The organism is Clostridium sp. LBM24168 (assembly GCF_052953915.1).
Genome location: NZ_CP196861.1, coordinates 252,213 through 268,842, shown reverse-complemented (window position 1 = coordinate 268,842; position 16,630 = coordinate 252,213). Strand labels below are relative to the sequence as shown.

The 16,630-nt window shown below is 35.1% G+C and carries 15 protein-coding genes and 1 other annotated feature; of the genes, 6 read left to right on the top strand and 9 right to left on the bottom strand.

Features of this window, described 5'->3' with window-relative positions:
* Positions 1 to 51 precede the first annotated feature (51 nt).
* The 3 genes from ACSVC9_RS01260 to ACSVC9_RS01250 all read right to left on the bottom strand — a co-directional run bounded on the left by ACSVC9_RS01260 (position 52) and on the right by ACSVC9_RS01250 (position 2,701).
* The gene (locus ACSVC9_RS01260) at positions 52 to 1,215 is read right to left on the bottom strand and encodes a cation:proton antiporter (protein ID WP_446898581.1); all 1,164 of its coding nucleotides are present in this window, start codon (positions 1,213 to 1,215) and stop codon (positions 52 to 54) included.
* 50 nt (positions 1,216 to 1,265) lie between these two features.
* Positions 1,266 to 1,320: a sequence feature (sodium ion sensor (DUF1646 type); this cis-regulatory element may regulate processes involved in with the transportation of sodium ions), on the bottom strand.
* A gap of 20 nt (positions 1,321 to 1,340) precedes the next feature.
* Positions 1,341 to 2,270: an SPFH domain-containing protein gene (locus ACSVC9_RS01255; RefSeq protein ID WP_446898580.1), complete on the bottom strand. Its 930-nt coding sequence runs from the start codon at positions 2,268 to 2,270 to the stop codon at positions 1,341 to 1,343.
* Positions 2,267 to 2,701: an NfeD family protein gene (locus ACSVC9_RS01250; protein WP_446898579.1), complete on the bottom strand. Its 435-nt coding sequence runs from the start codon at positions 2,699 to 2,701 to the stop codon at positions 2,267 to 2,269. Before ACSVC9_RS01250 ends, ACSVC9_RS01255 begins: the two co-directional genes overlap by 4 nt.
* Before the next feature lie 378 nt (positions 2,702 to 3,079).
* Here ACSVC9_RS01250 and ACSVC9_RS01245 point away from each other — a divergent pair, with 378 nt between their 5' ends.
* From ACSVC9_RS01245 to ACSVC9_RS01235, 3 genes are all read left to right on the top strand, one after another.
* Positions 3,080 to 3,472 (top strand): energy-coupled thiamine transporter ThiT, encoded by a 393-nt coding sequence (locus tag ACSVC9_RS01245; protein ID WP_446898578.1) that lies wholly within the window; start codon positions 3,080 to 3,082, stop codon positions 3,470 to 3,472.
* 63 nt (positions 3,473 to 3,535) lie between these two features.
* Positions 3,536 to 4,195 (top strand): thiaminase II, encoded by a 660-nt coding sequence (tenA, locus tag ACSVC9_RS01240; RefSeq protein ID WP_446898577.1) that lies wholly within the window; start codon positions 3,536 to 3,538, stop codon positions 4,193 to 4,195.
* A 69-nt stretch (positions 4,196 to 4,264) separates the two neighbouring features.
* Positions 4,265 to 5,578 (top strand): chloride channel protein, encoded by a 1,314-nt coding sequence (locus ACSVC9_RS01235; RefSeq protein WP_446898576.1) that lies wholly within the window; start codon positions 4,265 to 4,267, stop codon positions 5,576 to 5,578.
* Between the two features lie 46 nt (positions 5,579 to 5,624).
* Here ACSVC9_RS01235 and ACSVC9_RS01230 read toward each other — a convergent pair whose 3' ends face one another.
* From ACSVC9_RS01230 to ACSVC9_RS01210, 5 genes are all read right to left on the bottom strand, one after another.
* Complete coding sequence (locus ACSVC9_RS01230) at positions 5,625 to 7,550, bottom strand: NAD(+) synthase (RefSeq protein ID WP_446898575.1); 1,926 nt, start codon at positions 7,548 to 7,550, stop codon at positions 5,625 to 5,627.
* Between the two features lie 88 nt (positions 7,551 to 7,638).
* Positions 7,639 to 7,806 (bottom strand): hypothetical protein, encoded by a 168-nt coding sequence (locus ACSVC9_RS01225; protein ID WP_446898574.1) that lies wholly within the window; start codon positions 7,804 to 7,806, stop codon positions 7,639 to 7,641.
* Positions 7,803 to 9,077, bottom strand: a complete 1,275-nt coding sequence (locus ACSVC9_RS01220) for a Ger(x)C family spore germination protein (protein ID WP_446898573.1) — start codon at positions 9,075 to 9,077, stop codon at positions 7,803 to 7,805. Before ACSVC9_RS01220 ends, ACSVC9_RS01225 begins: the two co-directional genes overlap by 4 nt.
* Positions 9,061 to 10,173: a GerAB/ArcD/ProY family transporter gene (locus ACSVC9_RS01215; protein WP_446898572.1), complete on the bottom strand. Its 1,113-nt coding sequence runs from the start codon at positions 10,171 to 10,173 to the stop codon at positions 9,061 to 9,063. The genes ACSVC9_RS01220 and ACSVC9_RS01215 overlap by 17 nt, the downstream gene beginning before the upstream one ends.
* A gap of 17 nt (positions 10,174 to 10,190) precedes the next feature.
* Positions 10,191 to 11,939 (bottom strand): spore germination protein, encoded by a 1,749-nt coding sequence (locus ACSVC9_RS01210; RefSeq protein WP_446898571.1) that lies wholly within the window; start codon positions 11,937 to 11,939, stop codon positions 10,191 to 10,193.
* A gap of 110 nt (positions 11,940 to 12,049) precedes the next feature.
* Between ACSVC9_RS01210 and modD the strand changes: the two genes are divergently transcribed.
* The gene (modD, locus tag ACSVC9_RS01205) at positions 12,050 to 12,898 is read left to right on the top strand and encodes a ModD protein (RefSeq protein ID WP_446898570.1); all 849 of its coding nucleotides are present in this window, start codon (positions 12,050 to 12,052) and stop codon (positions 12,896 to 12,898) included.
* On the opposite strand, the gene ACSVC9_RS01200 is transcribed toward modD, so the two are convergent.
* The gene (locus ACSVC9_RS01200) at positions 12,888 to 13,973 is read right to left on the bottom strand and encodes an endospore germination permease (protein WP_446898569.1); all 1,086 of its coding nucleotides are present in this window, start codon (positions 13,971 to 13,973) and stop codon (positions 12,888 to 12,890) included. The genes modD and ACSVC9_RS01200 overlap by 11 nt on opposite strands.
* A 106-nt stretch (positions 13,974 to 14,079) precedes the next feature.
* Between ACSVC9_RS01200 and ACSVC9_RS01195 the strand changes: the two genes are divergently transcribed.
* Complete coding sequence (locus ACSVC9_RS01195; RefSeq protein ID WP_446898568.1) at positions 14,080 to 15,480, top strand: spore germination protein; 1,401 nt, start codon at positions 14,080 to 14,082, stop codon at positions 15,478 to 15,480.
* Positions 15,477 to 16,589, top strand: coding sequence for a Ger(x)C family spore germination protein (locus ACSVC9_RS01190; RefSeq protein WP_446898567.1), 1,113 nt, complete (start codon positions 15,477 to 15,479; stop codon positions 16,587 to 16,589). Before ACSVC9_RS01195 ends, ACSVC9_RS01190 begins: the two co-directional genes overlap by 4 nt.
* Positions 16,590 to 16,630: the final 41 nt, after the last annotated feature.

Sequence of the window (16,630 nt, the reverse complement as noted above, 5' to 3'; positions counted from 1 at the left end):
GTACATTCTTGTTTTCAAAAATATACAGTGCCTAAATTGTCTATATAAAATCTATATTTTATGTGAAAATGCCATCTTAAGCAGTACAGGCGTTATAATTGTAGTAAGTATGACAACAATCAGGGTGGGAACAAATATTTCCCCGGATATTATACCCTTCTGCAGTCCTATATTGGCCGTAATTATAGCTACCTCGCCTCTTGAAATCATACCTGTACCGATTTGAAGAGATTCACCTCTGCTCATTTTCAGAAGTCTTGCAGCACCTCCACATCCAAGTACCTTTCCCACCAGTGCAACAATAAACATTACTATGGTAATCAGTACCATTTCCAAATTCAATCCCTTCAAATTTGCCTCAATACCGACACTTGCGAAAAATACAAGTGATAAAAATCCAGAAGAAATTGCCTTGACATTTCTCTCCAGATACTCCCTGTAGGCGAGTGATGAAAGTATAAGTCCGCCTATATATGCACCGGTAATGGCTGCTATCCCCAGGCTCTCAGCGACGAATGCCAACAGCAGTGCAAATGCAATTGAAAATACAAGAAGTTCCCTGCCTGGTTTAACATGACTTGTAAATTTATTTATATACTTGGGCAGATATACTATTCCAATTATGGAGCATACACAAAATAAGATCACCTTTATAAAAATAAATACAAGAGATGATACTGTATCACCTGCTTCAGAACCAGAAGTCTGAGCCATTGCAAGAATCAATGATATGAGTATAAGCCCCAGAATATCATCTATTACAGCCGCTCCAAGAATGTTTATACCCGATCTGGTATTGAGTTTTCCAAGCTCTTTGAGAGTCTCCACTGTAATGCTTACACTTGTAGCAGTTAAAATAACTCCGACAAAAATGTTTTCCCAGAAATTATTGAAAAACATATATGCACTTAGCGTTCCAAGAACAAGAGGAACTATTATGCCTGACACTGCAATAGCAAATGAAGACAGACCCGCCTTTTTCAGCTCCTCCACATTTGTTTCAAGTCCAGCAAGAAACATTAGCATAATCACTCCAAGATTTGAAAGCAGTTTTATATTATCATCATACTGGACAAGATTTAACAGCATTGGACCCAGTACCACACCAGCTATCAATGCCCCCAAAACTTCCGGCATCTTCAGCTTTCTGCTGATTATTCCACCTATTTTTGTAAATACAAGAATCAACACTATATCAAACAAAGTTTTTTCCATACCAAGCCTCCTCAATTACAAACACCAAAAAGGGTGGAAAATCCCTGTCGGACTTTCCACCCTAAAAGTCAAAATCTCGAATCAAATAAAATCATTTGTTCAACCGAAAACTACATATTTATTTTTTACTTTTCAACAACTTTACCTGGGGAATCTTTTTGGAGTATGTCTGCAATTGCAGCCATATTTCCAAGAGATGATATGGATTCATTTGGCAGTATAAGCTTGTTAGCAGGATTCTTTGCCATTTCTTTAAGTGCTTCTATCTGCTTCAATGCTATTACCTTTTCATCCGTACCCGAATCTATTATTGCCCTGTTCACAAGGTTTATAGCCTTTGCATCTGCCTTTGCCACCTCTTCTATGGCCCTTGCTTTACCTTCAGCTTCAAGAATCTGAGATTGCCTAAAACCCTCTGCTCTCCTTATATTCGCCTCTTTTTCACCTTCTGCCATGGCTATCTGGCTTTGTTTCTGCCCTTCCGCCTGAAGTATTACCGCCCTCTTGTCTCTTTCTGCCCTCATCTGTTTTTCCATAGCCTGCTGTATCTCAGTCGGTGGTATTATATTTTTTATCTCCACGGAAAGTATTTTTATCCCATAGGCATCTGTTATATCGTCCACCACTTTGAGAAGCTCCGCATTTATCTTGTCTCTTCCTGACAATACTTCATCAAGAGTCATGTCCCCCACTATATTTCTCATATTGGTTATAGTAGAAAATATTATACCTGCCCTGTAATCCTCTATATTGTATATGGCATCCTTTGGGTTCAATATTCTAAAAAAGATTACATTATCTATAGATATCTTTACATTGTCCTTTGTTATGACAGCCTGTGGTTCAATATCAAGTATCTGTTGCTTCGTAGATACCTTTCTTCTCATATAGTCTGCAAATGGAATTATGAAATGCCATCCCGGCTGCAGTGTCCTGCTGTATTGTCCGAATCTCTCTATTATACTTACATATCCGGTATTTACAACCTTCACGGAGGATACAATAGCAATCAATATGAGTATAAGCACCACCAATAAAATAATACCTTTAATCATTTGGAATCATCTCCTTTTTTTATCAATACCCTGGTTCCATTCATTCCTAATATCTCTATTATGTCACCTTTTTTCAGTTTCATGTCCTTATTTTCAATATTCCACAATACTCCATCCAATTTTACCGCATTGTTTCTTTCCATTTCATCATCTATAATTATTTTTTTCCCCTTGTAAGTCTTCTCCCTTAGTGGTGTTGGTTTTACACTTTTCTTTATATTTTTCCTGATAATAGGATAGCATACTGCTACCAATATTAAACTTATGACTATAAATACTATAAACTGAATTACCACAGAGTAACCCAATGCATTGGCTATAATTGCACAAATTGCACCTATCGTAAACCAAACAAACAAAAAGGCACTTGTCAACATATCCGCTACTAAAGCTATAACTCCTATTAAAATCCAAATTACAAGGTTAATCACAAAATCACCTCCAATATACTTTTATTCTATGAATATTATAACATATATATTAAACTTCAACTAAATATGTAAGTATGTTCGAAAATGAAAATCTAGTTATTCGTATAAGCACTGGCCTTATCACACTTTATCTAGAATAAAATTAATCAATTTACCACTATTGAAAACAACCCTATATTTTGCTATAATATTTTCTAATATAAAAAACAATATAAGCTTTTAGGGGTGCTATTCTAGCTGAGATGGATTTTCCAAACTCTTTGAACCTGTGAGGTAAACCTCGCGTAGGGAACAATGCTCAACGACTATGCAATTTCTATATTGTATGGAGCTGTTGGACGTTGTTTTTTGTTGTATTTTTCTATAGGGGGAAAAAATATGCATTCAAATAGTAAGGTTTTATTCATTGTAGAGGTAGCACTTTCTTCAGCTCTTGCTACAATTCAAGGTTTATTAGATTATCCTATAGCTTTTACATTAGTCGGATTATCAGCGATAACTTCTAAATCAGTTCATAAATTTGCAAAACAAAATAAAAAATTCAAGACACTTTCATTTATAACTTTAGGGTGTTTCATCGGAAGTTTTGCACGTCTAATTATTCATATACTCTCTGCTATGATTTATTTCGGCACTGAAGCACCAGCAAATCAAGCGATATGGGTTTATGCAGTAATTTATAATGCTTCTTATGTTTTACCGAGTTTTGTACTCAGTGTAGCTGTGATTTTTGTGCTAGTTCAGGCACGTAAAGAGATTATATCTACCTGATAATGTACATTTCAAAAATATAATTACAACTACAAATATTTTGTGTAAAGGAAAGATGTCTTTATGGAATTTGTAAATGAACTTAATGAATCAGTAATGGATATATGGAATGCTTATTTAGAACAACCTTTTGTTTTAGAAATGGCTAATGGCACATTACCAGACAACAAAATGAAATGGTATCTTATTGAAGATAGTCTATTCCTAAAAGAGTATGTTAAAGCGTGTTCTGTAGCTATATTTAAGGCAAATAACATGAGTGATATGGCACTCTTTAGCACAATCATTGAAGGAATAGTACAAGGCGAATATGCTCTTAGAGATAGCTACTTATCAAATGCCGGAATTGATAAACAGACATTAGAAAACATGGAGCAGTCTAAAGAAAGCAGAGATTACTCTAACTACATAATAAAAACAGTACTAAATGGTGAATTACCAGAAATCATTGCTTCTTTATTGCCCTGCATGTTAAGTTACTATTACATTGGACAGCAGTTAATAAAACAAGATTCAAAATGTTTAGACCGTAGGTATGGACAAGTAATTTCTGAATATGTTAGTGAAATATCGTTGAAAAATGGAAAACTTTGCTCTGATTATATGAACAAACTTTGCAAATATTTAGATGAACAACGAAAAAAGAAACTATTTGGAATCTATCGCAATGTTAGTATTTACGAATTAGATTTTTGGAATATGTTATACAAAAATAGGGATTAAATTTAGGATTATAAAGCTATATAGGTAGTATAATGAAATACGAAAGACAAATTTAAGAGGTGACTTTATATGAAATCTTCCAGAAAACTTTTCATTAATGAATCAATTTTCATTGCAAGTATATTAAAATGGACTTTTTTATCTATAATAATAGGTTTATTGGTAGGATCCTTTATAACATTATTTATAAAAATTATAATAATCGGTGTTGATTTTACCTCGAGGTTTAAATTTTACTATTTATTTCTTCCATTAGCATTATTTTTAAGTAGTTTCATAATACTTAAACTTGCACCTGATGCAAAAGGTCATGGTACAGAAAAGGTTATTGAAAGTGTAAATAAAAATAATGGAAATATGAATATAAATGTAGTCCCTGTGAAACTTTTAACTACGTTCATAACTATAATTTTCGGAGGCTCTGTTGGACTTGAAGGCCCGGCAACCCAGATAGGCGGCGCAATTTCATCCTTCATAGGTCAGATAACTAAAATGGATATAATAGACAAGCGTCGCCTTGTGGTATGCGGAATAAGTGCTGGATTTGTATCCATATTTAATGCTCCTGTAGGTGCTGCAATATTTGCCTGCGAAGTCTTATACATAGGGAAAATTTCTTACATAGCTCTTGTTCCTTCTCTTATATCTTCTTTTGTAAGTTACTATGTTGGACTATATATGGGAAACAAGCCTCTGATTTTCACTATAAAATATCTACCTAGTAATCAGATAACTGCATTTTTAGAAGTATTTGTCTTTGGTATTGCAATTGGATTTTTAGCCATACTTTTTATAAATTTAGTTAAATATATTGAAAAGTTCTTTAAACAAATCAAAATATATGTTCCGTTAAAAGGAATTATAGGTGGTATTTTAATAATAGGAATAATTTATATGTTTAATTCCTTTCAGTCCCTTGGAATAGGGGATGGAACTATAAATAGAATTGTTTCAGGTGAAAAGTTCAGTAATTCTTTATTTATAAATAAGTCACTGGTAACTGCTTTAACATTAGGATCCGGCGGAAGTGGCGGAATTCTAACTCCTATGCTTTTTATTGGATCCTCCTTTGGAAATGCCTGGGCACAGATTACAGGTTCAAATGTAGCCTTTTATTCTGCATTGGGCATGACATCATTTTTAGCTGCCTGCTCCAATATTCCTATTTCCTCCATTATAATTGCCATGGAGCTTTTCGGAAATCAAGTTGGAATATATTCAGCCATAGCAATAGGAATAAGCTATATAGTAGTTGGACATAAAAGTATTTATCCAACTCAACTTGTTATATATTCCAAGACGCCATCTGTATCAATTGATAAAAATATAGAAATAAATGATGTTAAAGAGCATATAGTAAAAAAGTTTTTCAACAGGAATTAGGAACAAAAAAGTCTATCGAAAGATTAATTCAGATAGACTTTATAATTTACTCTATATCTCTTAGCCACAATTCAACACTGGCATCGGAGGGCATTCTCCAGTCACCACGTGGTGAAAGACTTACTGTACCAACCTTGGGACCGTCAGGAATTGCAGATCGCTTGAACTGCTGTGCAAAGAACCTTTTTATAAATACCTTGAGCCACTTCTTTATGGTGTCCCCGGTATAACATCCTTTAAAAGCTTCCTTTGCAAGAAAGAATATCTTATCCGGCTCAAAATTATTTCTTACAAAATAATAGAGAAAGAAATCATGAAGCTCATAGGGACCAACTATGTCCTCAGTTTTCTGGGCTATCTTTCCACTGCTGTCCTTTGGTAAAAGTTCCGGACTTACAGGAGTCTCAAGTATATCTGTTAAAATACGGGATATTTCATCAGACACTTCTCTTTGCGCCACATACCCTACAAGATATCTCACAAGTGTCTTTGGTACTGAGCAGTTCACACCATACATGGACATATGATCTCCATTATAGGTGCACCATCCAAGTGCAAGTTCTGACAGATCTCCGGTGCCTATGGCAAGTCCGCCTTCCTTGTTTGCAATATCCATCAATATCTGCGTTCTTTCCCTTGCCTGTACATTTTCATAAGTTACATCATGTATTTTACTATCATGGCCTATATCCTTGAAGTGCTGAAGGCAGGCGTCAACTATATTTATCTCTCTAAAATCAGTATGTAGATTTTTACATAATTCAACTGCATTGTTGTAAGTTCTGTCAGTAGTTCCAAATCCGGGGAGAGTGACGGTTATTATATTTTTTCTGGATATACCAAGCATATCAAAGGTTTTCACTACAACTAGAAGTGCCAGTGTAGAGTCCAGTCCTCCGGAAATACCTATAACTGCTTTTTTGAGCCCTGTATGTTCCACCCTTTTTCCAAGCCCGGAAGTCTGTATATTGAATATCTCCCTGCATCTGTCCTCCATCTGTGTCCTGTCAGAAGGAACAAAGGGAAATTTGGAAATAATCCTGTCACATTCTCCATAAAAGGTATCTTCAAACTCAAATTTTATATCCCTTGCTTTCCATGATACCGTATTTACTGCATCCCTAAAGCTTATATTTTTTAATCTCTGCATATTCAGCCTTTCCACATCCACAATAGAGGTTATAATTTGATTTTCTCGCTGAAATCTGTTGTTGCACTTATTCATATTTCCATTTTCAGCTACAATCATCTCTCCTGCAAATACAAGATCCGTAGAGGACTCGAATACCCCCGAAGATGAGTATATGTATGAACACATGCATCTCGCACTCTGTGATTTTACGAGCTCCTTTCTGTAGTTGGATTTACTTACTATGTCATTTGAGGCCGACAGATTGCCTATTATATTTGCACCTTTAAGGCAGAGATAACTGCTTGGAGGTACTACACTCCATAGATCCTCACAGATTTCAAATCCAAACCTGAAATCCCCGCAGGAAAAAATAATGTTCACCCCAAAAGGTATTTCCTCTTGAAAATATAGATTTACCTTTTCATCCACTATATCCATTCCTGAGCTGAACCATCTTCTCTCATAAAATTCTTCATAATTTGGAATATAACTTTTTGGTACAATTCCAAGTATGGCACCATTGAATATCACATAAGCACAATTATACATGCTGTAATTATACTCAAGAGGTGCACCCACAACAATCAATATATCCTTTTTCACAGAATAAGTACAAATATCCTCTAAGGCACTTTTGGATTTATCAATAAGTATTTTCTGCAGAAAAAGATCTGCACAGGTATAGGAAGTTACACATAATTCGGGAAAGACCACAAGCTTTGCATTTTCAGATACTGCTTTATCTATACAACACTCTATATTTTTCAGATTAAAATCCACATCTCCCACATTAGTTACAGGACATGCAGCCGACACCCTTATTAACCCCATTGACGACATAAAATTTCCTCCCTAAAGTTTTTTCATTAAATTCATCCGTATATTATCATTATAGAGAATTACATGAGAATAACAACTCATAAATTTTCTACCATTTCACAAATAAGATTATAATTGAAATTATAGATACACCCATGGAAATTATATATGCACCAAAAGCCCCAAGTCTGTTGTTTTCATTTTTATACATAAATACACCATAACTGAAAGTATAGTAGTTTGCAGCTATAATCAAAAATGAAATTATATATCTCAATCTGCAGCCCTGCCCTTCGTCTTCCAAACTTCTTTGGAGCCAATCTTGGTACCCGTCCCCCTGATCTTTAGATCCAGGTTTACATTGATTTGGGCTTCCTTATAATGGTGGGACCAATTATACTCCTCCCACTCCTGTATGGTTTTAAAATTTTTTGAAACTGCATGGCCGAATCCAAAGGCATCACTATTGTATTTAATCTGGGTTTTTTTTATGGTATTTACTATGCCATCTAAAATGAATTGCTGTAAATAGTTGTTTAAACTGTCTATCCTGTTCATTTTCTCATAATTTATCCGGCTGTGTATGGATGCAATATCCGCATCAATTTTTATGTCTATGTTTATCACCGGCCGCCCATTTTCAAATACAGATTTTATTATGGGTTTCCTTCTCAACGTGAGATATGTCACAATAGGGCTGTCTTTTTTTTCCGGATCATCAATTGTGACAATACCTGATTTAAAATCTCCCGTCACCATTAAATAATATCTGGTTTCATAATTATCAAGATATCCCACCATCTTATCCCCGTAAAATAATGCCGTACCTGCAATCTGCCTTCCATTTCTGCTCTTTATCGGTACCTCTCCTGGCTTATATCCTTTACCCGGTATAAGAGGGGACTCACCTTTTTCTGAAGCCTTATCCTGAATCTGATGAAAATCATTTACTGCAGCATATATGGCTATGGGCTGCTCATAAGTGGAAAGGACATTTCTGTAAAATTCAAAAAAAGCTCCCTGTGGGAAATAGCCCGTATGCTTGGATTGAGACAGTAATAGTTCTGTCATCTTTGAAATACTAGGTCCTATACCCGGTTGATTGCTCTTTATAAAATCTTCGGCCCTTCCCCTTGTAACTATTATGTTTACAGTACTTCTCATCTCCCTGTATCTCTGGATTGAAGCCACATACTCTCCAATTCCCTGTTCAGCGATTTCTTCGGAAAAAACAAATGCCTTTACATGTTTAAGTGTCACTATCCTTGAAACCTCCATGTTGAGCAATTGGCAGGCCTCTATAATACTAGGTGCTTCTACGGAATTTATATTCCCTCCTTTACTTGCCTGGACACCTCCATTGTTTTCCTGACTGCTTGAGTATGTAGGGTATTGTATAGTTAGAAATATCTTATTATTTATGCCTTTATCCACTCCAATCAATATAGGATATATCTGGTTATCCACTTCACTTGAGTCATAGCACCCGGTTAAAACAGCACTTGCTATAAAAATGAATAGTATGAGAATGCTAATCTTTTTGTACATCGGATTTCTTTCCTCCCTTTTTTAATACAATGGATACTATAAAAACAAATATAGGTATTAAATAATTCAGTATAAAGCCATATTGTCTCATAAACAGAAGGTCTATATCCAGGAGCTCCGGAAAGCTCTCTGGTATTAAAGTTACAATAAAAATTAAAACAAGAAATGATACCACAAGAGGTCTGTGATCTTTAATATTGAAGATCTGACAGTAAATACTAACCGACATGTAAAAGCCTATGGCAATATCCAGTATGGTCGGAACTATCCATGTTATCAGAAATATTGACTCCACCCTTTCAATGAACCTGTTGAAATATATTGCCCTGCTCAATTCAAACAATCCGGATATGTTTTCACTTCCGGCACCATAGGTGAATGTCATCAAATAGCACATAATTGTAGAACTGAACATTATTCCGGCAAATATCAGGCTCACAATACCGGATTTTTTCATATTGCCCAATCCATGTATTGAATCTACAATAAAAAACAATATTATTACCTCGCTGTACGCAGAGCTTCTCATTATTGATCCACTTATTGTCCTCCATATTCCATATCCAAAATAAGGTGCCAGATCACCGGGATTATAATTTGGGGAAGCCATCAAAAATATAATTGCAATTCCAAATACTACAGGAATAAAAATCACGGCACATACCCTGGCAATAGTCTCCAATCCAAGAGACACGATAATAGCTGTCAAAATCAGAATTACAAGTATTATAAAACTTGGTGGAGTTCGCGGGAGATTATAGCTCTTTATCATATCTACAAACTCCCTTAAATTGGTACCTGTATAAAATACAAAGTATGCAGAAAACATAAATCCCAGAATCTTTCCAATAAGTTTCCCCATTACTATTTCATATATTTCTGCAATGTTGTATCCTGGAAATTTCTTCATCAGGAGATATATAATCATAAAAAACATGATACTCACGATACAGGATATTATCGTGGAATACCATGCAGCCGTACCAAATTTATATACCACTACAGAGGTACTCGTATAAAACACCTTATCCATCAGTGAAATCATGACAATACACATAGCCTCATACAGTCCTATATTACCATCCTTAATCATCATTATCTGTCTCCTGCAATTTATTTTGATCCATCATTGTCCTTGTTGTAATTTGCATCCTGTTTCATCCATTTCCTTGATATTTTAGGCTGTTTCCTCAAATTCAGCGGATTTATTGGATCAGGCCGCATCTCCTGTTTCCAGACTGGTTTGTTTAAAGCTGAATCGCTGCTTTTCCTGGCCTTCGGTGCCATAACCGATAGAAAGGGTACACCAAACGACTTTAGACTGGTGAGCATGGTAATGACCATCACTATTCCAATTGAGATTCCAAGAAATCCCATCAAGGCCCCTAAAAGTATAAAAATTATTCTGAATATCCTGACCCCATAACTCAGGCTGAAATCCGGTATGGAATAGTTCCCCAGTATGGTAAATGCCACTACTATTATGAGCACGGGGCTTATAATACTTGCCTGTACAGCTGCCTGCCCCAATATAAGTGCTCCCACTATTCCAATGGTATTTCCCAGTATACCTGGTATCCTTACTCCCGCTTCCGTTATCAGTCCGAAAGCCGCCTCCATGAAAATCACCTCAATAATAGTAGGAAAAGGCACATTTTCTCTTGCAGAGGTAATGGCAATAAGAATAGAAGTCGGTATCATTTCCTGATGGAAATTTACAATGGATATATATAATCCTGGAAGAATTACGGCTGAAAACATTCCCATAATTCTTACAAGTCTTAAAAGAAAAATGTACTGCCATTTCAGGGAATTGTCCTCTGAAGTATGGAACAACAGGAAAAATGTGCTTGGTACAATTATTGCAAAAGGAGTGGCAGAACTTATAATTGCCACCTTGCCTTCCATAATATAATAAGCCGTTCTGTCCGGCCTTTCCGTAGAAAGTACGGTGGGTATAACAGACCAGCTGTCATCTTCAATATACTGTTCCAGCATTCCACTTCCAAGTATCATATCTGTATCTATGCTGCTTATTCTCCTCTTTACTTCATCCACTATGGCCGGATTCGCTATGCCTTCCATGTACATGACTGCACAATCACTGCTATTGCTCTTTCCCAGCCTCAGCTTTTCTACTATCAGATCTTTATTCTTCAAAATTCTCCTTACAAGACTTACATTGGTATCCAAATTTTCATTAAAGCCCTCCTGAGGACCTTTTATTGAACCTTCCACATGAGGTTTATCTACAGCCCTTTTTTCAAATCCTTTTGTATAGCATATTAAATAGTTATCGGCTCCATCTATGTAAACAGCTGTATTCCCACTTAGAACTTCATCCACGATATCCCTCACATTATTACATTTTTTAGTTCTGTTAATCTGGATTACCTGATCCATTATAAAGTCTATCTCTTCTTCTTCCGTAATGTCTCCATGATTGCCATCATTTCTTATATAATCAGTTTTATGATTCAGAAGCGGTCTCATTATAAAATCATTCATTATATCGTTGTTTACCATATCCCTGAAATATACCATAATTCCATTGTACCTATCTGCAATTCTGATTCTTTTAACATTTATGTCTTTATTCTTTGGATAGTGAAATATCTTTATCATAAGTTCCAGATTTTTATTCAGGCCATAAGGTATTTTATCTTCAGAACTTACTTTTACATAATTTTCACTTTTGAATCTGTCCATATCCACATTGGAATCAGGACCGTAGCAATTGCTTTCTGCGGTCTTTTCATTCTCCTCATTTACTTGAGGTATGGAAAATTCCTTTACCTTCCTTTTTTCTTTGTAGGTAATCAATGACATAAATTTTTTAAATACATTTTTACGTTTTTTCATATTATCCGCCTCTTTAATATATTGTCTGCAAAAATATATTTTTTTATGAATATTATCATTATCAAATTTACATAAATCTAATATAATAATTTTAATGGAGGTATTGTACAATGTATATTTCAGATGAACTTATAGATAAATTTATTAAAGAGGACTCACCTTATATGGACCTGACCACCTTAATTCTTGGAATTGGAAACATGAAGGGTTCTATACAGTTCTTTTCCAGAGAAGACGCTGTATTATGCGGCACGGAAGAGGCTGCAAGAATATTTGACAAGTTAAATATAGACATAAAATTCATGAAACACTCGGGAAGCTTAATAAAAAAGGATGAAATCTTTCTTGAGGGCATTGGAAGTGCAGAAAATTTACATACAGCCTGGAAGATATGTCAAAATATTATGGATTATAGCTCCGGTATCGCTACAAAGACAAAAGGAATGCTCGACAAGGCTAGAAAAATAAATCCAGATATATCAATATTAACTACAAGGAAGAATATACCCGGAACAAGAGAGCTGTCCATAAAAGCCGTCATATCAGGCGGAGGTTTTTCACACAGACTAGGGCTGTCAGAAACCATACTTATCTTCAAGCAACATTTAAACTTTCTAGGTGGTATAGACGGGTTGGTTGCATTACTCCCGAGCATCAAGCATAAGGCATGTGAAAAAAAAGTACTTGCAGAGGTGGAAGTATTAAATGATGCAATTGTACTCTGTAAAAACGGTATTGATGGAATTCAGTTTGACAAAGTTCCTTCAGGAACCCTGAAAACATATGTAAGCACACTTAAAAACATAAATCCATCCATAATCATACTGGCGGCCGGTGGAATCAATGAAAACAATATCGAAGATTATGCGGCGTCAGGAGCTGATGCCATTGTAACTACTTCAGTTTACTATTCCAGGCCCATCGACATGGGCTGTAAAATAAAACCTTCTAATTACTAGCCTTATTTCTCAAATTGAAGAGAGTAAATGCTACAATAGGAAGAATAAAAAATATGGCAACGCATACATAAACATATATGTTTAAAAGTTTGAATAAAACCATTAGCTTTCTTGCTGAAAAATATGAAACTATATATACTATAGCGGTCAATACAATCTGACCTTTGAGTGAAGGGAGTTTACTTTCAGGCTTTAGTTCCTTAAATATGACTATAATTGAAAAAAATGAGGCTATATATTTTGCAAACCAGGAAGCTATGGTCTGAAATATTACATAAAATTCTCCGCTGGCGATAAATCCAAAATAGGATACAAGCTGCGTCTGAGTCAATTTTGGATATATAAGGGTACTTGCCCTTTCAGAATTGAAAGTTGTAAGAACCCCTATGGTAGAAACTACAACCATCTGGGCTATAAATAAATTTGAAAGAAATGCATACTTCCTTAAATTTTTATTCGTTCTTAACTGGGATAAAATTGGGATTACTATGGAAATAGATGAATACATTCCTACAGTCTTTATTACGGATATAAAAAGATTAATATTCAACCCGTCCTGAAAGACTGGAAACAGTCTCCTGTAATCTTTATAATGCTGGGTCAGCATGGATAAATTAATTCCATTAAATATTGATATTCCCATGGAAATTATTATTACAATCATTATGGACTGTCTTCCATTCTTCACAATGTACAACCCAGGCAATACTACAAACAGGATTATATACCATACAGGGGTTTCTATAAACATATTCGTATGCATAACGCTGGATTCTACAGATGCCGATTCCACCAATGATAAAATCATTCCCAGTGTAAACAGTAGCAAGAAGCACCTACCTAGGAATTTTCCAAAGGCCCTGTCAAATACATCAACTATACTTTTGCAGTTGTTTTTAACCCATATGTTTATTATATAGTCAAAATATACAAGCATTATTGCGCAGGCTATTATATCAGCTATCCAGCTGTTCCTTCCTGAGATATTTATGAATATTTCAGGGTAAGTTTTTTGGGAAGATATAGCCACTGCACATATCAAAAAGAATATATGTTTGAAGCTTAACTTATCCATAAAATTTCTCCATTCCAAATCATAACTAATATTTACAATAATATTATTGACTAAAAGACGAATGTTATCCAAATCAAATAGAAACACTAATTATGGGTGATTAACTATGGATAATTATTTAAGCTATATTTGCAATAAATTAAAAAATAGTTCCGATTTTAAGAAACGCACCATAAATACCATATGCGGAAATATATATTTGTTGTTCATTGACAACCTGTGTAACTCAAAATTTATAAGTGAGTATCTAATTGCTCCCCTTATGAGAATGAATAGAAAAACCATAAACTCAACTATAATAAAGGAAAAGGTTCTGTATGGCAACTCTATAGGAGATGTAAAATCAAAAGATGATGCCATTACACATATCTTGTCCGGCGATGTTGTAATAATATTTGAAAATATGGATAATATACTTTTTTGTGAAGCAAAAGGTTTCCCAAAAAGGGGTATAGAAATACCTATAACAGAGGCTGTATTAAAGGGTCCCAAGGAAGGCTTCAACGAATCCATAATGGATAACATTTCACTTATAAGACGCAGAATAAAGAATTCGGAACTCAAGGTGGAATTTTTCAACATAGGAAAAGACAGCAACACAATCACAGCCCTCATTTACATGGAAAACAAGGCACCTAAAAGCCTTATATCAAAATTGAAGGATACAATTAAAAATCTCAATGTAAGCTTTGTACTGGATTCAAATTATATAGAAGAACAGTTAAAAAGCAAAAAAACTCCCTTCGATACCATTGACTACACCGAGAAAGCAGATGTTGCATCATCAAAAATACTTCAGGGAAGAGCTGCCATACTGGTAGATGGCACTCCTTTTTGCATAACTGCACCCTATTTTTTCATAGAAAATTTTCAGGTACCAGATGATTATTATCTAAATAAAATATATGCCAATATAATAAGAATGATAAGGTTTATTGCATTTGGAATTAGCGTCCTTCTTCCGGGATTGTATGTTGCACTTACAACCTATCATTTCTCTCTTATACCTATAGAATTTATATTCAGGCTTGCTATTTCAAGAGCCTATGTACCATTTCCCACAATACTAGAAGTACTTGTAATGCTGTTTTTCTTCCAGCTTCTGAGAGAAGCCGGAATACGCCTTCCGCAACCCATAGGTCAATCCATGAGTATAGTTGGTGCATTGATACTGGGACAATCAGCCGTAAACGCAGGCCTTACATCCCAGGCTACCGTAATAATAATAGCCCTTGCATCAATATGTTCATTTCTGGTTCCCAAATTATACGGAGGTTTGCTTGTATGGTCCGTAATAATATTATTTTTATCCGCATTTATGGGAATAATGGGATTTTTCATGGGAATGTTCATGATGATATCACATGTGGCATCTCTGGACAGCTGCGGATATCCATTTCTGCTGCCTCTTGGAACAGGAAAGCAGCTAAAATACAAGGACATTTTGTACAGAAGTGATTTGAATACTGTTTCAAAGAATAACTTACGTGGAGATGATAAAACATGAAAAAAATACTCTGTCTATTCTTCATACTGTGCAATATATTCCTGAGCGGATGCTTTAATTACAGGGATATGGATAAGATACTATTTGCAACTGCAGTGATAATTGATACAGACGAAAAGGGGAATCCAGTAATATATGTAGAAAGTTTCAAGCCGGAAAAAACACCCTCCGGAGCTGCAGGCAGCGGTCAGAGGGTATTGTTCAGAGGATCAAGAAAGACAATATTTGAAACTTTCAGGGACATAGACCTGTCCTCAAGCTATAAATTGAATTATACCCAGACAAGGGCCCTGATATTTACTGAAAAAGCAGCTGAAAAGGACATGTGCAAATTCATAGATATATTTGCCAGGGATCAGGAATTCGTACTCAGAAGCTATATAGCTGTATTAAGGGGAGACCCGCAGAAACTTATAAACACGGACTTGAAGGAACAGGAATATATAGGTGTATTTGTAAATGACGTAATACGGAATGTACCCACATCCTCAAGAGCTGTAACAACTACCCTAAATGATTTTTTGAACAGCATATATACTACCCAGAGTACCTCCGTATTGACTATGATAGAATTAAAATCTGACCAGCCTGAACCCAAAGTTGAAATAAACAATGGCGCAATAATAAAAAACTGTAAGCTGGTAGACATTCTAAAAACACATGACAGCCTTGGATACAATTTTCTTATAGACAACATAAAAGCAGGATCACTGGAGGTAACAAATCCAAGTTCACCTGACAACTATATAAGCCTTGAAATACTGTCCAGTAAGACATATACCAAAATTCACTACGATAATAAAAATGTGGTAGTAAAGAAGATAATAACTGTTAGAGCAGCAATAGCAGAAACAGAGGATCATTTTCACATGGACGATATAACTATGACAAAATTGAAGCAGGAAGCTGAAAAGAACATCAAGGACAGCTGTAATAGCGTATTTGAAAAATATAAAATGAAAAAGCTTGACATATTCAATATACAACAGTATTTTGAAAGAAAATACCCTAAAGTTAAACTTCAGAATCCACTTGAACAAAGTTCTCTTCAGCTAGATATTAATGTAAATATAGAAGGACCTCCTACCAAGAATAATTTTAAATACTAGATATATCAATTGTATAATTATTGTTATATAATTGTTTTAGA

Excerpts from the sequence above, each read along its gene's own strand:
- ACSVC9_RS01215 (WP_446898572.1), bottom strand. The coding sequence starts at position 10,173 with ATGATGATTAAGGATGGTAATATAGGACTGTATGAGGCTATGTGTATT.
- ACSVC9_RS01210 (WP_446898571.1), bottom strand. The coding sequence starts at position 11,939 with ATGAAAAAACGTAAAAATGTATTTAAAAAATTTATGTCATTGATTACC.
- ACSVC9_RS01190 (WP_446898567.1), top strand. The coding sequence starts at position 15,477 with ATGAAAAAAATACTCTGTCTATTCTTCATACTGTGCAATATATTCCTG.
- ACSVC9_RS01195 (WP_446898568.1), top strand. The coding sequence starts at position 14,080 with ATGGATAATTATTTAAGCTATATTTGCAATAAATTAAAAAATAGTTCC.
- ACSVC9_RS01220 (WP_446898573.1), bottom strand. The coding sequence starts at position 9,077 with ATGTACAAAAAGATTAGCATTCTCATACTATTCATTTTTATAGCAAGT.
- tenA (WP_446898577.1), top strand. The coding sequence starts at position 3,536 with ATGGAATTTGTAAATGAACTTAATGAATCAGTAATGGATATATGGAAT.
- ACSVC9_RS01260 (WP_446898581.1), bottom strand. The coding sequence starts at position 1,215 with ATGGAAAAAACTTTGTTTGATATAGTGTTGATTCTTGTATTTACAAAA.
- ACSVC9_RS01255 (WP_446898580.1), bottom strand. The coding sequence starts at position 2,270 with ATGATTAAAGGTATTATTTTATTGGTGGTGCTTATACTCATATTGATT.
- ACSVC9_RS01230 (WP_446898575.1), bottom strand. The coding sequence starts at position 7,550 with ATGTCGTCAATGGGGTTAATAAGGGTGTCGGCTGCATGTCCTGTAACT.
- ACSVC9_RS01200 (WP_446898569.1), bottom strand. The coding sequence starts at position 13,973 with ATGGATAAGTTAAGCTTCAAACATATATTCTTTTTGATATGTGCAGTG.
- ACSVC9_RS01235 (WP_446898576.1), top strand. The coding sequence starts at position 4,265 with ATGAAATCTTCCAGAAAACTTTTCATTAATGAATCAATTTTCATTGCA.
- ACSVC9_RS01245 (WP_446898578.1), top strand. The coding sequence starts at position 3,080 with ATGCATTCAAATAGTAAGGTTTTATTCATTGTAGAGGTAGCACTTTCT.
- modD (WP_446898570.1), top strand. The coding sequence starts at position 12,050 with ATGTATATTTCAGATGAACTTATAGATAAATTTATTAAAGAGGACTCA.